This window comes from uncultured Campylobacter sp., from assembly GCF_937997595.1.
Taxonomy (GTDB): Bacteria; Campylobacterota; Campylobacteria; order Campylobacterales; family Campylobacteraceae; genus Campylobacter_B.
The window spans coordinates 1-15,399 of the sequence record NZ_CALKTS010000343.1 but is presented as its reverse complement, the minus strand read 5'-3'; the positions used below and the strand labels follow the sequence as shown (position 1 = coordinate 15,399).

Below are 15,399 nucleotides of genomic sequence, written 5' to 3'. Positions count from 1 at the left end.
ATTTATACCGATCTTGCCGTCTCCGTTAAGATCAAGGGCGAGAGGGTCGTAGATGGAGAAGTTAAATTGAGAGTTTAGATAGGCGTTTGAATTATTTATGTAGCTCATAAGGGCATCGTTTATATCCGCAGCGCCCGCTTGCATACCTGCTGCCAATACGGATTGTGCGTAAGCAAGACCGTTTAGAGCGGTATCGAATGCTTGAGAGTTTAATTCATAAGTGTTTGTCTGTATCAAAATACTATCTTGCTGAAATTTTATCCTGCCTTCATCTACCAGATACATATTTTTCATAACCACATCTTTGGTTTTTAGTCCATATCTGGCGGCTATCTGCGATAGGGTATCGCCTCTTTTAACGGTGTAAATTCTACCCTCTCCCAGATCTAGCTTCTCGCCCGGTCTTATCAGGATATTTGAGAGTAAAAACGATACTTCAGGAATTTTATCTATAATATTTCTAATCTGCAAATTTGAAAGTTGCTTGACATCATAGGTCTGATTGTTAATGGCCAGATGCTCGATAGCTCCGCCCGAGTTTAAGGCTGCATTGATGGCGCTAAGAGCTGCGGAGGCAGAGGATAGCAGCGAGCTTGCAGCGGTTCCGCTTAGCGCACCTGTAGCACCTATAGCGCCTGCAGTGGCGGTAGATGTAGGGGTAGTAAAGGTAAGGGTTTTATCTTTTAAAGAAATATCTGCTAAAAGATCCTCTTTTTTGACTTTAAATTGTTCTTCAAATTCTGTAGTTCCAAACGCTGCAGGCGGAGAGAATAATTTTTTATACCCATTAACTATATCACTTGCAGATACATTTCCGTCGCCATCAGGATCAAAATAATTTGAGAAATTAGTTAACCAGTTATCTTTTATGCCATTTTTTATCTGCTCAAAATAGGTTTTATTGGTTAATATTTCTTCATAAAATCTGTCGGCATGGGCTACAAATGTATTGAAAAAATCAGAAAATATATCTCCAGGATTAACATGGGCAATAATCTCGTATCCGGATGCAACTGCACCAGCTTTTGTTTCTTGTGTATATTTATTAAATATTTTTAAATTTTGAAATTTATATAGTGCAACGCCACCGAGCATATTACCAACAGTTCTTCCTATTGCCTGATAATGATTTTCGTTAGGATGTAATGTATAATCCTTAACTATATCTACACCAGTAAGTGCAAAACCAACTACTCTAGAGGGTACCTTCTCCTCTATTAATGATGCGCCACCATTGGTTATCCCCATAGCGAAATTATACATCTCATCTGCTGCACGTTGTGCCATTTCTGTATCTTTAGACATTTTACTTTCCTTTCTTACTTATTCAATACTAAAAAATTTTTTAAGCTTCCATTTAAAATTTTTCTTCGGAATTTGCGTATCGCTAAAATTGTCGCTGTAAATTTCATTTTTATCGGTGAAATAACCGCTATTTTGAGCCTGCGGTATAAAGTCGGTCCGATCTTCTATTTTTACGTTTAGCGCCTTGAAATATTGCAGCAGCTCATGATATTCTTTTGCAGATACGGCATTTATTAAAAAGCAATTTCTGTTGTTAAATTTAACGACGAAATTTCTTTTTAACAGCCAAAGGGGCTCCGAGCTCTTTTTGAGTTTGTAAATTTATACGGCAGAGCAAATATAAAATATAGTATTAGATGCCTTAGATAAAGAACTAGTTTGCCGATGTGAACGCCTATGCTAGAATATCTATATAACTCATACGAGCTTAAATAATGGAACCTGCCGTAAGAGTTTTCTAGTTCGCATACTACGCAGAAATGAACGCTAGATATATTTGCGGACGGATCGGGGGCTATTTTGGTTTCGGAAATTATGCTATCTTTCATATCTATATTTTCGACGTAGCGGATCAGGCTGTTTGAAAAATAAAAATAGCTCGGATTTTTAGAAAAATTTTGCTCCGCCGAAATTCTTAGCCGTATGAAAGAATATGTCACAAAAATTAAAGAAACGATACCGAAAGCGCTAAATTTTCCCGTAGTGCCAGTCGTAATCAGATCATAACCCAAAAGCGAAAAACCCAATATGCAAGTAAATATGCTCCAGGAAAATACATGATAGACGGTGTAATCGTTTATGATCAATGGCTCTTTATCGTAGTCTCTCATAAAATCCCGTTTTGTAAAAATTTTGGCGCATTCTATCTTTTTATTCTTAGTATATATTTAAAATTTAAAAATTATTTAGCCTTGCCGAATTTCAAGCCCATTGCTAGGTAGAATTTTAAAATTTAACGTTACCGCACTGCGCTAAATTTTAAAATTCCAAACAGACGAGGCATGGGTTGTATGAAATTTTAAAATTCCAAATCCTAAAGACAAGATAAATTTTATACCTCTAGCCTGCACGAAATTTTAAAATTTCAGACTTACAAAAGCGGATAAATTTTAAAATTTCAAATCCATCTAAGCTAGATAAAATTCCAAGCCCGTGAAGGACGAGTAGAATTGTAAAATTTTATAATTTTAAATTCCATCCTACTTCGTTTTCTTTGCGCTGTCTTTGATAGTCGTTGCGTTGGCGTCGATGTAGCCCATCTGGACGAGTTTTTCGTAGATTTGCATTATTACGGGACCTGCCGCGCCTCCGCCTCCGCCGCCGTGTTCTACTAGCACGGTTACGGCGTATTGCGGCTTGTCGTACGGCCCAAAGCTCGTCATCCAGGCATGGGAGCGGTGGAAGTAGTCCATATCGGCCTCTTTCATTCGCTTTTTGGCGGTCTGAGAGATGCCCACGACCTGTGCGGTGCCCGTCTTGACCGCTAGAGGCACGACCGCGGTATGGATGAGCTTGTAGGCGGTGCCTCCGTCGGGGTTGTTGCCGACCTCATACATACCGCGTCGCACGAGGGGCAGCTGAGCCTTTTCTTTCGGCGTGAAAAGCTCGGTAGGGGTAAATTCTACCGGCTTACCGTCGATGCTTTTTAAAAAATGCGGCGTGATAGCCTTGCCCGCGGCGATCTGCGCGGTGTTTTTCGCCACCTGCATAGGGGTGACGAGCACGTCGCCCTGGCCGATCGAGGCATTGACCGTCTCACCCTGATACCACGCGCGCTTAAATTTCTGCATTTTCCAGGCCTTATTAGGCATCGTGCCTACAAACTCATTGGGCAGATCGACGCCCGTTTTGCTACCGAAACCCAGACGCTGCAGATACGCGGACATATAGTCGATCCCCACCAGCAGCGAGCCTTCGTAAAAATACACGTCGCAGCTGCCCTTGATCGCCTCTACTAGGCTCACGCGGCCGTGACCCCAGCTCTTCCAGCAGCGGAATTTTCGCCCCCCTAGCTCTATCGCGCCGCTGCAAAACACGCTCCAGTTCTCGTTGATCTTGCCGCTGTTTAAAAAGCTCATCCCTACAGCCATCTTAATGACCGAACCGGGCGGATAGAGGCCATTTACGAGCTTATTCGTAAACGGATGGCGCGGGTCTTTTATCAGCTCGTCCCACTGCGTCTGCGAAATTCCGCCCACGAAGGTGTTAAGATCGTACTCTGGGAAGCTGCCCGCCGCGATGATAGCGCCGTCGCGCAGATCCATCACGATCGCTACGCCGTCCTTGTCTTTAAAAATTTCCTCGAGGTATTTTTGTAGCTCAAGATCGATGGTAAGCGAAATTTCGCTGCTGCTGGGCTCTTGCATCGAGATCTCCTCTACGACCTGATTTAGCGCCGTAACCTTCGTCTTGCGCTCGCCCTTGCTGCCCTGCAAAAGCTCGTTATAATACCCCTCGACGCCGCTTCTGCCGTTGTATCCGGTAAGCGCGCTTAGGGGGTTGCTTTGGATATCCTTTTTATTAGCGCGGCCTACGTAGCCGATGATGTGCGAAGCAAGCGCGCCGTAAGGGTAGAAGCGCTGCGAAGCGGGCGAAATTTTGATATTTTCGTGCAGGCTCAAGCTCGCGAAATGCTCTATCGTGGCGTTGTAGTCCAAAAACGGCACGACTTCGATAAAGTCTTGGTTGTAAGCGGAATTCGCGTCCTTGTAGCTCTTGCTCATCGCGGTGACATTGAGATCTTTGAAGTAGCGCGAGATGTTATTCAGCTCGCTTTGCAGCGCGGCGTCTTTTAGATGCGGCGCGATCGATAGCGAAAAGCCGAGATTGTTTATCGCGAGCGGGCGGCCTTTAGCGTCTAAAATTTGACCGCGCACCGGCGGGATGTATTCGGTAGAGATGACGTTGTTTTTAGCGACCTGCTCGTAGAATTCGTTTGATTTGATCGAAAGATAATAAATTCTAACCAAAAGCATGCTAAAAAATAGTATCACGAAAGCAAATACGAACTTCAGCCTCATACCAGCCGCCCCTTAAAAAAGAGCAGAGCAAGCAAAATTTCAATCACGATGTAATTTAAATACTCGCCGCTTAGAGGCAGATACTCGCTCTTTTTGATCGCCGAGATCGCGTTGCTCACCACAAAGACCAAAACATAGCTAATCATCACGTAAAAGCAGATCAAAAAATTTCTAAATTTAATATATTTAAATGAGTTTTCATAGACCACGAAATAAAATATACAATACGCGATAGCCACGCTAAATAGGTTAAATCCGTGGATCTGCTCGGCGCAAAACAGATAAAAAATAGAGAAAAACCAGGTAAAGCCGAACTTTTTAAATTTTACGTCGTTTTCATATTTTTGCACCACCATCGCCGTGAAAAAAAATCCGATCAGCGGCGGCAGCCCCCTATACACCGCACTTAAAAGCAGGTAGAAAAGAACTCCCGCGCTAAAAAGCGTGTCCGCTATAACGTATAGATAAGTGCGATTTCGTTGCATACCGGAAACTTTTTGCATTTAATACAATCGGCCCAAATTTTTTGCGCGGGCAGCTCGTCCTTTGGGATTTCGGTAAAACCCAGCCGCTCGAAAAATTCCTTTTGATAGGTGAGCGTAAATACGCTTTTTAGCCCGTAAAATTTCGCCTCGTCTAGCAGCTCATTTACGATAGCTCTGGCAATGCCCCGCCTGCGAAACTGCGGAGCGACGATGAGCGAGCGCACCTCGGCAAGATCTGCGTTAAAAATTTTAAGCGAAGCAAAGCCCGCCAAAATTTCGGCATTTTTTGCGGACTGCGATTCGCAAAGCCGCGAAAGATCGTTCTGAAAAACGCCCGCGCTTTGTGAATATTCGCTCCGTAAAATTTGCTCTTTGCCCGCTTGCGCGCAGCCCGCCTCGGATACGACCTGTGCTACGCTTTGCGGCGTAGCTAGTTGCGGCGCAAAATTACCCGCGGCATTTTCGGCGGAATTTTGGGCAGGATTTTTGGCAAAATTTGCGGCGGAGCTTTGGATTAAATTTAAATCGGCATTGCGCGCTAAATTTAAATCGGAATTCCTGGCTAAATTTGAATCGGAATTTTCTTTAGAATCAAAACTCAAGTTTTCCTTGGAACCAAAGCTCGTATCCGCCTTAGAATCGCAGCCGAACGCCAGCACGTATGAGCGGATATTGGCAGCGATCTCATCGCTTTCAAGCGGCAAGATTACGCCGTTTTGAACCTCCTCTTTTACGAGTTCTTGCATACTCGAAATGTCGCAAAGGCGCGCCTTTTTTAGCCGTATCATCTAAAATTTTCCCTAATCTTTGCGCGATCTTGGCGGCGCATTTTATATCCGCTAAATTTAATTATTTTGAAATTCTGCGCCGTTAAATTTAACGTATTTAAATTTAGAAATTTCATAATCCAAACGCCCTGCGCACGATGATCTCGCGCGCTTTTTGCAGCCCGCCGCCTTTTAGCGTCGAGACCAAAACGGCCTGCGGATCGTGCCTCAAAAGCTTTGCGCGCTCGCTTTGATTGAGCTTGTCGGCTTTGGTATAGAGCCTCACGACCTTTTGATCGCCGCGCAGAAAACTAGCGAGATAGTTTTGCAAATTTTTATCTATCGTAAGATCAAACTGCCTCGCGTCGATGAGATGGACGAAAAGCTTGATATTTAGGCGCTCTTTGATAAATTCGTCGAGATTTTTCTGCCAGATATAATGCAGTTTTTTAGAAACCTTGGCATACCCGAACCCCGGCAGATCCACGAAGATCAAAGAGATATTTTCACCCAAGCTAGCAAGATCCGAAAAGGCGGGGTTGCCCGCTAAGCTTAGCGCGGATCTACCTGTAAAATTTAATTCGGAGTTTTGCGCGGAATTCGGCGCAAAAGCCGCCACAAGATCTGTCTCGCGATCCGATCTAAAATCCGCCGAGGCGCTTTTTAAATTTAAAACGAAATCCTGCTTTAAATTTCGCTCAGACGCCGCAGCCTCCGCGTGATCTTGCGCGCAATTTGCAGCCGAGCTTAAAGCCTCTTTGCTTGCTAGATCGGATGACGTTTCATTTTGCGAGCCGTCCGAGTCTGCGACAAGCTTTTGTTTAAATTTAACTTCGAAAAAATTTATCAGCTGCGTTTTGCCCGGCGTCGAGCTTGATTTGGCTAGATTTTTGCGCCCGGTAAGCGCGTTTATCAGGCTGCTTTTGCCGACGTTTGAACGCCCCAAAAACGCCACTTCGCTCATCGCAAACTCGGGCGCGCCCGCGATATTTGCGGCGGAGGTGATAAACTGCGCGCTGCTAGGATAGATCATTTGTTTTGATCTTCGACCTGAAATATCAGACGCACGGGCTTTTTCTCGCCGCCGCCGCTTTTTACTTCGTAGGTGCCCTTTTGGCGATTTACGATGATCTTATCGCCGTAAACCTCCTTTTTGGTCTCGGCCTCGTGCAGATAGGCGTTGTTTTCGAGCGTGTAGGCCTCGATGGTAGGATCGTAGGTCAGCACGCCGCCCTTGCCGTCGTAATGCTTCTGATTGAGTAAAATTTTAAAATTTGCGTTTCCCGTCGCGACGTATTTGGTAGGCTGGCGCTTGGCGTCGAAGTAGATCGTCACTTTATCGGAATTTAGCGTATCGTAAGCGCCCTTTTTGATGCGGACATTGCCTGTTAGGACGCTGATCTGCTTGATCTCGTCGGCGAAAAAATTATCCGCCGTGACCTCGACCTGCTCCTGCGCGGCGCTAAGAGTAGTCGCGCCAAAGGCCGCAATTAGCGCAGCTGAAAGTATTAGTTTGTGGAGTTTTGATCTTTTATTAAATACCATGCGTGGATTCCTTTTGAGTTTGTTTGTTTGGTTTTAGTATCGTAGCTGATGCTTGCGCCCGTGATGCGGTCGCCGCCTTGGCGCAGCACGTATGGCACGTCGGAGCGGACGATCTTGCTGCTCGTATCGTAGATAATCTCCTGCGCCGTGTAATCAAAGCCTCTGCTATTTACGTAGTGCGCGTCGCCGTTAAATTTTATCAGCTCGCCTGCGCGCGTCGCGGTCTTTGAAACCAAAGTGTGATTTAGATCCGCGCTAATCTCCTCGGCTTTAAAATTTACAAACTCGTCGCGATCCTTATAGCGAGTGCCGCCGTCCGCGGTAAATTTAGCATCCACGCGCTCGCCGATCTGATAATCGACGATCTTTTTCATCTCCATATTCGCAATGCTTAGATCCTGCCTAAACATATCGCTAAAATACGGCGTCTGTACGCTTAAAAACACCATCGCGACGCAAAAGATCGCAATCGCGACGTAGAAAATTTTTATCACCATCGCTCGACCCTCTTTGATTTGCGCAGAATTTTGCCCCTCGCGCGCGCTTGCGAAACTACAGCCATTTGCTATTCCACTCTTCGCGCATGCCGTTTTTATCGACGAGCATTTCGATCATCTCGCGCACCGCGCCGCAGCCGCCGTTTTTGCTTAGCGCGACGTCTGCTTTTAGCGAGCTTAGCGCATCGGCGGGCTTGAAGCTGATCGCGACCGCATTTAAAAGCTTCGCGTCGTTTATATCATCGCCGATCGCGGCGGCCTCATCGAAGCTTAGGTTAAAATTTTTTAAAATTTGCTCCGCCCTTGAGAGCTTGTCTTTTTCGCCTTGAAAGAGCGTATCGATCTTTAGCTCGCGCGCGCGGTTTGCGACGATTTGCGAGCTTTTGCCGGTGATGATCGCGACCTTTAGCCCCAGCCGCTGCCATTCCTGGATGCCGAATCCGTCTTTTACGTTAAATTTTTTCATCTCTTCGCCGCCGTTTGAATGGTACAGCCCGCCGTCGCTAAGGCAGCCGTCTACGTCTAAAAATATGATCTTTATCACTTCGTTTTCCGTTTTTTGAAATTTTGTGATTTTAACGAAATTTGGCTGAATTTTTGGCAAACGCCGTATAAATTTAAGCTGCGATCTTAGCCCTTAATCGGCACGTAGCCGCTATTTTCGATGATGCTTTGCCCCTGCGGAGAAAGGATCCAATCTATCAGCGTGCGGATATTTTCGTTTTTGTTGTTTTCATCGTAAACCGCGTAAATTTCGGCTACGAGCGGGTATTTGCGGCTAGAGATATTTTCTTTATTCGGATACGCGCCGTTTAGGCTAAGCATCTTCACGCCGCCGTTTTGCACGATCCCCTCGACGTAATAGCGAAACGAAAAGCCGATTGCACTACCGAAAAAGCCCGTGATCTTGCGCTTAGGCTGCGTCTTACTCATAAATTTCAAAAACGCGCTCTGGCTGCCGCTGCCCGCGTTTCGCTGCACGGCATCTATTCGCATGCGCTCGCCGCCGAGCTGCGACCAGTCGCTATATTGCCCCGAATAAATTCCTCGCACCTGATCCAAGCTTAAGCTTGAAACTTTGTTATTCGCATTTACGATAAAGACGAACGCCTCCAGCCCGATCGGCACAAAGCGCAAGCGCACGCCCTTTTCCTGCGCATAATCAAGCTGCTGCTTTGAAGGGGCGGCGACAAAGATCAGATCCGCCTCGCCGTCGCTTATGGCCTTGTATGCGCCGCGGGTATTGCTAAATTTAAGCCTGCTAGCACTCGTGAAATTTTGCCCGTCAAACTCCACGCTTTCCTTCGGATAGCTCGCCGCGACGAACGCCGAAAATACGGGATACAAAGCCGCCGCTCCGTCGATTATCGGCAGATCGCCGCTAAGTTTTAAGTTGGAGCTGGCGCGCACGATCTGCGAGCCCTGCTCAAACGGCAGAAATTTATGCAGCTCGATCGATTTAGCCTGCATCTCGGCGCTGCTTTGATTTACGTATCGCTTCACGACGAGGCGGTAAAACGTAAAATCGAAAGCCGTCAAGATAAACACCAGCAAAATGGCGATAATTGTGCGCTTCATCTTAGTTTCCGTTTGCGATATAGGAGATGATCGAGCATTTGCTCTGCAGATACAGCGCCGCTGCGGTTAGTGCGCAAACGCTGATCGCCCAAGCCGTCAATATTACGGCGATCGTTTTTTGAAAAATTTCATCGCTCATTTTGTGCCTCACATATGCGCAAGCGCGCTATTAAGCAGCCATAAAAAGCCTATTAAGGCAGCCGAAAAGATTATGAACAAAAACGCGCAGAGGATCAGAAGATTTCTAATCTTTCTGCGGCGCTCGGGCGCGCTTTTAGCAGATTTAATAAATTTTACCAAATACACGATGAGGAAAATAAACGAAATTATCGGCAGCGCGATCAAAACCGAGATCGAGATAAATAGATCCGGCAGCCACTCAAAATATACCAGCGGAGTAAGGGTGCACAAAAACGCAACCGTCGAAATAATTAGAAATTTTTTATCTCTTTTATGGCGCTCCGGATCGTCTTTTGATCTGATAAATTTAATCAAACACACGATAAGCCAAACAAAGCAGATCAAAAACAGCACATTTAAAATCTCCATAAGCGATCCGAAATTATTCATCTTTTACCTTTAAATTTTAATATGCAAAGCGACATTTTAGCGCTCTGGCGGTACGAAATTTCATATAGCATAGTTCGTGGTTTTCGCGGCGGACGCAAATGCACCGCCAGCGTAAGCGATCTTAATAAAGCGGCGCGCTTTGCCAGAGCAATGGCGAAATTTTGCAAATTTCAAGCAGCGGCAAGAGTAAAATTTCAAACGCCGATAAAATTTCAAAACCGCGAATTGCTAATGTTGCTAAATTTGGCGCGCATTTGTCGCTATAAAACGCCCTTCGTGCTAGGCACGCCGGCGCGCTCGTTGATACTTATCGCGCGACGAAATGCGACGGCGAACGCCTTAAACGCGGCTTCCGCCACGTGGTGCAGATTTTCGCCGCGGATCTGGCATAGATGCAGCGTTAAATTTGCGTTGAAAGCCAGAGCGCGGAAAAATTCCTCCACGAGCTCGGCGTCGAATTCGCCGATCTTGCCGCGCTTCAGGCTCGGGCAATCAAATACCAAAAACGCGCGGTTGGAAAAATCAAGCGCGGCGCTTACGGCGGCTTCGTCCATCACGACGATGCTATCGCCGAAGCGCTCGATATTTTGCGCGGGATAGATCGCCTCTTTGATCGCGCTTCCGAGCACTATGCCGCAGTCTTCGACGCTGTGGTGAAAATCGACCTGCAAATCGCCCTCACAGCGTAGGTTCAGATTGATCCACGCGTGCTTGGCAAACGCGCTAAGCATATGATCGAAAAAACCGATGCCAGTTTGTATCTGCGCTGCGCCGCACCCGTAAAGCTCCAGCTCAAGCTCGATTTTAGTCTCTTTCGTAGCCCTATTTTTGCTTATCATCGCGCAATCCTTAAAACTAAATTTTGTTTGAAATCTATCTAAATTTCACTAAATTTCGGTTAAAATTTCGGCCAGCTTTTCGGAATTTACGCTGCCGATCTGGCGCAGGTTCGCAATCTCGGCGCCCTCTTTGAAAAATAGAATCGTAGGCGGGCCGAATACGTTGAAATGCGCTTTTATCGCCCTATTTTGCTCGCTATCTTCGCTAAGATCGATCTTTAAAAGGCTAAATTTATCAAGAGCGCCCGCAAGAGCGGGATCTGCGAACGCTCGCTCGCTCTGCTCGCAATTTTTGCACCAGCTAGCCCAAAAATCCACTATCACGGGCTTTTTGGAATTTTCTATTTCGCCCTGCAGTTGCGCCAGATCGCGCATAAATGAAAAATGCGCGCCGCTTAAATTTTTAGCGCGAGAAATTTCGCCCGCTTGCAAGCTCTCGCCGCCGGGGCCGCCGCTGGAATATCTCGTGCTTTGCGGGATTAGATTACCAAGCGGCCTGGAAAAATCTTTCGCGCCGCTGGCAAAGCCCGCGAGTAGCAGCGCCGAATATAGCGCGATTACGAGAGCCAAAGCGCGCTTGATCCCGCCTGCGCCGCCGTCAAATAGCCCCAAAAATCCTGCGAAAATCGCGCCCAAAACCGAATAAATCAGCAGGCTTAAATTTTCGCCGATGAGCGTGCGCGAAATCCACACCGCCGTAAAAAGCAACAAAAAGCCGAAAATTTTAGGCACCGCCTCCATCCAAGCTCCGGGTCTAGGCAGTGCGCCGCCGAGCCCTACCACAAGCAATAGCGCGCCGCTTCCGAGCCCCAGTGCAAAAAGAGCCGCCGCGCCCAGCAGAACGTCGCCGCTGCCCGCGATGTAAACGAGCGCGCCTGCAAGCGGAGCGGAGATGCACGGCGATACGACGAGCGCCGAGATAAGCCCCATCGAAAAAACTCCGATCAGGCCGCCAGCATTTTCGCTTTTGCTATTTAAGAAGCTTTGAAAGCGCGCAGGCAAGCGGATCTCATAAAATCCAAACATAGAAAACGCGAGCGCGGCGAATATGAGCGAGGTTAGGATCAGCGCGGGCGGAGTTTGCAGCAGGCCCTGTAAATTTTGCCCAAAAACCGCTACGAAAGCCCCTAAAATCGCATACGAGCTCGCCATCCCGAAAATATACGCGAGGCTTACGGCGAGGCTTTTTTTTGCGCTCGGCTTCGAGGAAGTTTTCGCTACGATGATCGACGAGAGGATCGGGATGAGCGGATAGACGCAAGGACTTAGCGAGAGCAGCACGCCATAGCCGAAAAACAGCGCGATCGCCGCGATGAAGCTCTTGCCGCTAAGAATATTTAAAATTTTATCCTGCTCGGAGATGGAATTTAAGCCGCGAGAAGTTTTTTGCGCGGAGGTTTCGTCGGAATTTACCGCAGCGCTTTCCACCGAGCTTGCCGCGGAATTTACCGCCGCGTGCGAGTTTGCCTCAGAATTTGCCTCTACGCCCGAAGCTGCGGTATTACTTTTAAAATTTAAATTCCCGTTCTGTGCGCTGTACGTGTCAGAAATATGCGCGGAATTTGCGCCTTTTCGATATTTTTTCAGCTCGGAGTTTGAAATTTTACCGATCTCATAGCCCTCCGCCGTACGCTTGAAGCTAAAGCCGAACTGCTGCGGCTGGTAGCAAAAGCCCGACTTTGTGCAACCCAAAAAATCGCCGTTAAGCACGAAATCATCGCTGTTCGGGGCATTTGCGAGCACGAGGCCTAAAGGCACGGCGATACTAAATTTGCCCTCGTAAATTTTATAATCTTTGTATTCGGTCGCGGCGGGCAGATTTATTAAATTCGTCACCTCCGCGCCGTCAGTGAAAATTTTTATCTCATTTTGATAGAGATAGATTCCGTCCGCGATATCAAAGCTTAGCGTTACGCTATCGCTTTGCGCCGCCACGTTAAGCTTGAACGCATCGGAGGGTTTCAGGGGCTCGGCGCCCAAGCCTAAAAGAAAAAACGCTGCCAAAATCAGTGATCTTATCAAATTTTATCCTTTGAAATTTTTTCCTACATTCTAACGTAATAAGTATGAATTTATAGTGTAATATAAAGAACTTTTTTGTAAAATTCCTTAAAATTTTAGGAGGCAATATGAGCAAAGAGATCAAAACCGAAACGGGTGAAATAGCGCTGAAAGAGATAGAATTTAAAAGTTCAAAGTACGAAAAAATCTCGTTCAAAGACTACGAGACGCTGCTTGAAAGATACCAGATTGAGCTTTTGAAGCTGCAAAAATTCGTAAAAGAGAAGGGGCTAAAAATTTTGATTTTGATGGAGGGGCGCGACGCGGCGGGCAAAGGCGGCACGATCAAGCGCTTAACCGAGCATCTAAACCCGCGCGGATGCCGCATCGTGGCGCTCGAAAAGCCGAGCAACGTCGAAAAGACGCAGTGGTACTTCCAGCGCTATGTCGCGCACCTACCCAGCGGCGGCGAGATCACGATCTTTGACCGCAGCTGGTACAACCGCGCGATGGTCGAGCCGGTGATGGGCTTTTGCACTCACGCCGAGCACAAAGATTTCCTGCGCCAAGTGCCTAAATTTGAGGAGCTTTTGGTAAGTGCGGGGATAATTTTGTTTAAATTTTACTTCTCAGTCTCCAAAGAGGAGCAAAAAAGGCGCTTTGAATCGCGCCGTACCGATCCGCTGAAGCAATACAAGCTTTCGCCGGTGGATGCGAGATCACAGGAGCTGTGGAATCAATACACGCTCGCAAAATACTCGATGCTGCTCGCTTCAAATACCGAGTTTGCGCCGTGGACGATCCTAGACAGCAACGACAAAAAGATCGCGCGGCTAAACGCCTTTCGCTGCATCCTCTCACGCATAGACTATCCAGAAAAGATCGATGCAAAGGAGCTTGCGGTGGATCCAAACCTCGTGCGAAACGGCGCCAGGGAGATAGTGCTAATGGAGGATAGCCAAAAAAGCGAGGCTTGGCGCAAGCTGGAAAGCCCCTCCCGCAAGAACAAGAAGGATAAGAAAAAGGGTTAAATCTTGCCAATAAAGATTATCCGCTAAGAATTGCTAGGGAGGCTTGCTAGGAATTGCCTCATTATGGATTATTTCCTAATATATAGAAACGCATTAAATTCTATGATTGTGCACCTCAAGATTCTTTGAAATTCTATCTAATGGGATGGAATTCTACACAACGCCACGGGCTACGTGATGAAGTATATCACGTTTCAATTCCTAATGGAATAGAATTCTACCTCGTCGCTTGCTTTTCTCTGCGGCTGTCGCCCATAGTTTCAATTCCCAACGGGAATTGAAATGCGAAACTCACATATCCCGCATTCACCGCCTTTCCGTAGAATTCTATTCCATTAGGAATTGAAACGCTCTTTGTGCCGGCAGATATGGCTCGGCATAGGGTAAAATTCCATCTTGTTTGTAATTGCTACCAGAGCCGATCAAAAAAAATCAAACCCCAAAAGCTTCGATGTGTAAAATTTCATCTATCCCCATTTTAAAATTTAATGTGCCGTTCTGTAAGATGCTTGTTTGTGCAAGTCGGTTTATCTTTACGGCATAATATGCGAAATTTTATAAAATTTTATGTTTATTTTATGCAGTATTCTGTATAATTCATACGGATAAACGAAGTGTTTTGCTATTTTTACTTATGAATAACACGATTTTTATTCATTTTATACGATTTTATGTATAATTAACGAATAAATTTGTATAATTTTCATATGTTAGAAACGAGCGATATATTCAACATTTTGCACAATGCCGTCGAAGCTAAAAACAACGGCAAAAAGATCTCGCACGCCGCGATGGCGCAGAGGTTAGGCGTGTCGATGCGGACGTATCAGGACTGGCGCTTGGGCACGACCAAGCCGCAAGCCGCGACCGCGATATGCCAGATGTTGTGCGAGCTCGATAGCGACGACGCTGCGTTTGTGCTGCATAAGATAAAAAAACTTATAGGAGAGTAGAGTGCAAAACATTACTTTGCAAGAAAAGCTGGATCTACAGGGCGTCTTTCGCGTGATTTATGAGAAAAAAGAGTCGAAATTCGCGATTTTTTATAAGGCGCTTTTGAAGAAATTTTTTAAAAATTTTAAAAAATAATTGGCGGAGGCATTTATTTATTATACTTTATGTGGCAAAGGCGGTAGTATCCATTAAATTTAGATGATTTTTCCTTTTTATGACGACCACGCCGATATTCTTTGTTTTGCACTTTCAGAGGATGCTACCAAATTCTGCTTTATAAAATTTTTTCCATCTTTCTGCCTCTTTGGCATCATCTAATTTAATTTTAAATTCTATACTTTGGCTCATGATCTTAAATTTGTAGCGTATTTAATTAAAATTAATGCAGAATTCCTTCTTTAACCTAGCTTTTAAGATCCCTGGCGTGCATTTTTACAAATATTTTGAATTGCTATTAAATGAGTTGCATTTAAATCTATTTATATTGTGGTAAATATATAGTTCGTTAAAAATTTTAATTTGTGAGTAACTCCAAAATTTCATTCCTAACCCATAAATTTAACATATTTAGTAGGTGAATTGAAACCGAATGAATTTCGCATAAGTGCCCCATGCTGTATCTTATCCCAGCCACAACTAATCTTTTTAAATTTTATAGCGAGATGAGAATTCTATCCATTTCCGCCGTAAAAGTCGTATCGCGTAAATCCGTTTTGATTTCAACAAGATGAATTCTACCTCCTACGCGAATCGTGCAATAAGCCCATTTAGGCGTTTCAATTCCCAAAGGATAAATATTATTCTACA

17 protein-coding genes are annotated in these 15,399 nt (G+C 45.7%); 3 read left to right on the top strand and 14 right to left on the bottom strand.

Annotated elements, in window-relative coordinates; all coding sequences use genetic code 11:
* The 14 genes from Q0614_RS11640 to dsbD form a co-directional block, all read right to left on the bottom strand.
* On the bottom strand, positions 1–1,305 hold a 1,305-nt coding region (locus tag Q0614_RS11640; RefSeq protein ID WP_298788870.1), incomplete at its 3' end, for a LysM domain-containing protein.
* 278 nt (positions 1,306–1,583) lie between these two features.
* Positions 1,584–2,135, bottom strand: a complete 552-nt coding sequence (locus Q0614_RS11635; RefSeq protein ID WP_298788868.1) for a hypothetical protein — start codon at positions 2,133–2,135, stop codon at positions 1,584–1,586.
* A 369-nt stretch (positions 2,136–2,504) separates the two neighbouring features.
* The gene (mrdA, locus tag Q0614_RS11630; RefSeq protein WP_298788866.1) at positions 2,505–4,325 is read right to left on the bottom strand and encodes a penicillin-binding protein 2; all 1,821 of its coding nucleotides are present in this window, start codon (positions 4,323–4,325) and stop codon (positions 2,505–2,507) included.
* Positions 4,322–4,810: a hypothetical protein gene (locus tag Q0614_RS11625; protein WP_177389110.1), complete on the bottom strand. Its 489-nt coding sequence runs from the start codon at positions 4,808–4,810 to the stop codon at positions 4,322–4,324. Before Q0614_RS11625 ends, mrdA begins: the two co-directional genes overlap by 4 nt.
* Positions 4,777–5,598, bottom strand: a complete 822-nt coding sequence (locus Q0614_RS11620; protein WP_366125056.1) for a GNAT family N-acetyltransferase — start codon at positions 5,596–5,598, stop codon at positions 4,777–4,779. The genes Q0614_RS11625 and Q0614_RS11620 overlap by 34 nt, the downstream gene beginning before the upstream one ends.
* A 112-nt stretch (positions 5,599–5,710) precedes the next feature.
* On the bottom strand, positions 5,711–6,610 hold the full coding sequence (locus Q0614_RS11610) for a GTP-binding protein (protein ID WP_298788863.1): 900 nt from the start codon (positions 6,608–6,610) through the stop codon (positions 5,711–5,713).
* Entirely contained in the window at positions 6,607–7,122 is a 516-nt protein-coding gene (gene lptA / locus Q0614_RS11605) for a lipopolysaccharide transport periplasmic protein LptA (protein WP_298788862.1), read from the bottom strand. Before lptA ends, Q0614_RS11610 begins: the two co-directional genes overlap by 4 nt.
* On the bottom strand, positions 7,086–7,619 hold the full coding sequence (gene lptC, locus Q0614_RS11600; protein ID WP_297944378.1) for an LPS export ABC transporter periplasmic protein LptC: 534 nt from the start codon (positions 7,617–7,619) through the stop codon (positions 7,086–7,088). The genes lptA and lptC overlap by 37 nt, the downstream gene beginning before the upstream one ends.
* Positions 7,620–7,674: 55 nt before the next feature.
* Entirely contained in the window at positions 7,675–8,163 is a 489-nt protein-coding gene (locus Q0614_RS11595; protein ID WP_297961976.1) for an HAD-IIIA family hydrolase, read from the bottom strand.
* 86 nt (positions 8,164–8,249) lie between these two features.
* Positions 8,250–9,197 (bottom strand): substrate-binding domain-containing protein, encoded by a 948-nt coding sequence (locus tag Q0614_RS11590; RefSeq protein ID WP_298788860.1) that lies wholly within the window; start codon positions 9,195–9,197, stop codon positions 8,250–8,252.
* Position 9,198: 1 nt separating this feature from the next.
* Positions 9,199–9,336, bottom strand: coding sequence for a hypothetical protein (locus Q0614_RS11585; protein WP_297881384.1), 138 nt, complete (start codon positions 9,334–9,336; stop codon positions 9,199–9,201).
* 8 nt (positions 9,337–9,344) lie between these two features.
* On the bottom strand, positions 9,345–9,767 hold the full coding sequence (locus Q0614_RS11580; protein ID WP_298788858.1) for a hypothetical protein: 423 nt from the start codon (positions 9,765–9,767) through the stop codon (positions 9,345–9,347).
* Between the two features lie 260 nt (positions 9,768–10,027).
* On the bottom strand, positions 10,028–10,606 hold the full coding sequence (hisB, locus tag Q0614_RS11575) for an imidazoleglycerol-phosphate dehydratase HisB (RefSeq protein WP_298788856.1): 579 nt from the start codon (positions 10,604–10,606) through the stop codon (positions 10,028–10,030).
* 48 nt (positions 10,607–10,654) lie between these two features.
* Positions 10,655–12,628, bottom strand: a complete 1,974-nt coding sequence (gene dsbD / locus Q0614_RS11570; protein WP_298788854.1) for a protein-disulfide reductase DsbD — start codon at positions 12,626–12,628, stop codon at positions 10,655–10,657.
* A 107-nt stretch (positions 12,629–12,735) separates the two neighbouring features.
* Here dsbD and ppk2 point away from each other — a divergent pair, with 107 nt between their 5' ends.
* From ppk2 to Q0614_RS11555, 3 genes are all read left to right on the top strand, one after another.
* On the top strand, positions 12,736–13,638 hold the full coding sequence (ppk2, locus tag Q0614_RS11565) for a polyphosphate kinase 2 (protein ID WP_297879905.1): 903 nt from the start codon (positions 12,736–12,738) through the stop codon (positions 13,636–13,638).
* 707 nt (positions 13,639–14,345) lie between these two features.
* Positions 14,346–14,591 (top strand): helix-turn-helix transcriptional regulator, encoded by a 246-nt coding sequence (locus Q0614_RS11560; RefSeq protein WP_040303199.1) that lies wholly within the window; start codon positions 14,346–14,348, stop codon positions 14,589–14,591.
* A 1-nt stretch (position 14,592) separates the two neighbouring features.
* Positions 14,593–14,727 carry a hypothetical protein gene (locus Q0614_RS11555; RefSeq protein WP_005869088.1) on the top strand — a complete coding sequence of 45 codons (135 nt, stop codon included), beginning with the start codon at positions 14,593–14,595 and terminating at the stop codon, positions 14,725–14,727.
* Positions 14,728–15,399 lie beyond the last annotated feature (672 nt).

Coding starts and splice junctions, on each gene's coding strand:
- Q0614_RS11635 (WP_298788868.1), bottom strand. CDS start 2,135: ATGAGAGACTACGATAAAGAGCCATTGATCATAAACGATTACACCGTC.
- mrdA (WP_298788866.1), bottom strand. CDS start 4,325: ATGAGGCTGAAGTTCGTATTTGCTTTCGTGATACTATTTTTTAGCATG.
- Q0614_RS11625 (WP_177389110.1), bottom strand. CDS start 4,810: ATGCAACGAAATCGCACTTATCTATACGTTATAGCGGACACGCTTTTT.
- Q0614_RS11620 (WP_366125056.1), bottom strand. CDS start 5,598: ATGATACGGCTAAAAAAGGCGCGCCTTTGCGACATTTCGAGTATGCAA.
- Q0614_RS11610 (WP_298788863.1), bottom strand. CDS start 6,610: ATGATCTATCCTAGCAGCGCGCAGTTTATCACCTCCGCCGCAAATATC.
- lptA (WP_298788862.1), bottom strand. CDS start 7,122: ATGGTATTTAATAAAAGATCAAAACTCCACAAACTAATACTTTCAGCT.
- lptC (WP_297944378.1), bottom strand. CDS start 7,619: ATGGTGATAAAAATTTTCTACGTCGCGATTGCGATCTTTTGCGTCGCG.
- Q0614_RS11590 (WP_298788860.1), bottom strand. CDS start 9,197: ATGAAGCGCACAATTATCGCCATTTTGCTGGTGTTTATCTTGACGGCT.
- Q0614_RS11585 (WP_297881384.1), bottom strand. CDS start 9,336: ATGAGCGATGAAATTTTTCAAAAAACGATCGCCGTAATATTGACGGCT.
- Q0614_RS11580 (WP_298788858.1), bottom strand. CDS start 9,767: ATGAATAATTTCGGATCGCTTATGGAGATTTTAAATGTGCTGTTTTTG.
- hisB (WP_298788856.1), bottom strand. CDS start 10,606: ATGATAAGCAAAAATAGGGCTACGAAAGAGACTAAAATCGAGCTTGAG.
- ppk2 (WP_297879905.1), top strand. CDS start 12,736: ATGAGCAAAGAGATCAAAACCGAAACGGGTGAAATAGCGCTGAAAGAG.
- Q0614_RS11560 (WP_040303199.1), top strand. CDS start 14,346: ATGTTAGAAACGAGCGATATATTCAACATTTTGCACAATGCCGTCGAA.